The following is a 1166-nucleotide window of genomic DNA, read 5'->3' as shown; positions in this document are numbered from 1 at the left end:
AACCTAACTTCTCAGGTTCAGCATGACAACGAACTATATTTTTGTGACCGGCGGGGTCGTATCCTCTCTGGGTAAAGGCATTGCAGCCGCCTCCCTCGCAGCCATCCTCGAAGCCCGTGGCCTTAACGTGACCATGATGAAACTGGATCCGTACATCAACGTCGATCCGGGCACCATGAGTCCTATCCAGCACGGGGAAGTGTTCGTTACTGAAGACGGCGCTGAAACTGACCTGGACCTGGGTCACTACGAGCGTTTCATTCGCACCAAAATGACTCGCCGCAACAACTTCACGACTGGCCGTATCTACTCTGACGTCCTGCGCAAAGAGCGCCGTGGCGATTACCTGGGCGCAACCGTTCAGGTTATCCCGCACATCACCAATGCCATTAAAGAACGCGTACTTGCGGGCGGTGAAGGTCATGACGTGGTGCTGGTAGAAATCGGCGGTACCGTAGGTGATATCGAATCCCTGCCGTTCCTCGAAGCGATTCGCCAGCTGGCCGTGGATATCGGTCGTGAACATGCGCTGTTCATGCACCTGACTCTGGTGCCTTACCTGGCCGCGGCGGGTGAAGTCAAAACCAAGCCGACTCAGCACTCCGTGAAAGAGCTGCTCTCCATCGGTATTCAGCCAGACATTCTGATCTGCCGCTCCGATCGCGCCGTACCGGCCAACGAGCGTGCAAAAATTGCTTTGTTCTGTAACGTTCCAGAAAAAGCCGTTATTTCGATGAAAGACGTCGATTCCATTTATAAAATCCCGGGCCTGTTGAAATCACAGGGCCTGGACGATTATATTTGTAAACGATTCAGCTTGAACTGTCCGGAAGCCAATCTGTCAGAATGGGAACAGGTTATCTACGAAGAAGCTAACCCGGCAGGTGAAGTCACGATTGGTATGGTCGGTAAGTACATTGAGCTGCCGGATGCCTATAAGTCCGTGATTGAAGCGCTGAAGCACGGTGGTCTGAAGAACCGCGTCTCCGTCAACATCAAGCTTATCGATTCGCAGGATGTTGAAACCCGCGGCGTAGAAATTCTGAAAGATCTGGACGCCATTCTGATCCCTGGCGGCTTCGGCTACCGCGGTGTTGAAGGTAAGATCGCGACCGCACGCTATGCGCGTGAAAACAATATTCCTTACCTCGGCATTTGCCTGGGTA

General features: G+C 53.2%; 1 protein-coding gene. It reads left to right on the top strand.

All coding sequences use genetic code 11. The annotated features are described in order from the left end of the window. Positions 1 to 22: 22 nt before the first annotated feature. Positions 23 to 1166, top strand: a 1144-nt coding sequence (pyrG, locus tag RTU33_RS21810) for a glutamine hydrolyzing CTP synthase (RefSeq protein ID WP_312630172.1), incomplete at its 3' end; no start/stop codon positions are given.

Origin of the sequence: Scandinavium sp. (assembly GCF_032012665.1) — a bacterium.
In the GTDB taxonomy this organism is placed as follows: domain Bacteria; phylum Pseudomonadota; class Gammaproteobacteria; order Enterobacterales; family Enterobacteriaceae; genus Scandinavium.
The sequence above is the reverse complement of the archived record's forward strand: the minus strand, read 5'-3'. Positions and strand labels throughout refer to the sequence as shown.